1 pseudogene is annotated in these 500 nt (G+C 69.2%); it reads right to left on the bottom strand.

Features of this window, described 5'->3' with window-relative positions:
• Positions 1-11: 11 nt before the first annotated feature.
• Positions 12-500, bottom strand: a pseudogene (locus FK530_RS26400) (hypothetical protein); the annotation flags it as partial.

Genomic DNA, 500 nt, shown 5'->3' with positions numbered 1-500 from the left:
GTCCGGGACGGTCATGGACGAGGAGCCGTGCGGCGCACGACGTTGTGCAGGACCGCGTCGGACTGTGCACCTCGACGCGTCAGGCCCAGTGCATCCCGCAGTTCCTCCACCATCTGTTCCTCGTCGCGCTCCGCGCCATCGGAACGCACCCACTCGGCGAGTTCGTCGAGCTGGTCGTCCCCGTAGGCGGCCAGGGGGAGCCCCCGGGCAATGGCCGGACGTGGGTCGCGCGGAACATCCGCCCTGATCCCGCCCTCGGAGTCGTCGGCGGACCGCGGATCGCTCCGAGCACCTCCGTCACTGCCTGCACCAGCATCCAGGGGATCGAGGGTGTCCAGGCGCTGACGAATGTCGTCCGTGGCCGCCACCTGGGCATCCAGGTGCGGATCGGCCTCTGGTTCATCCACGGCGGCGTCCTCGGGAATCTCCACGGCCTGCTCGATCGGTCCGTTGATTCCGTCCACGGCATCGAGGACGACCTGGACGATCTCCTCCGCCTC

The sequence above is a fragment of the Tsukamurella conjunctivitidis genome (genome assembly GCF_007858475.1).
In the GTDB taxonomy this organism is placed as follows: Bacteria; Actinomycetota; Actinomycetes; order Mycobacteriales; family Mycobacteriaceae; genus Tsukamurella; species Tsukamurella conjunctivitidis.
Note: the sequence above shows the minus strand (reverse complement) of the source record. Positions and strands in the feature narration are given on the sequence as shown.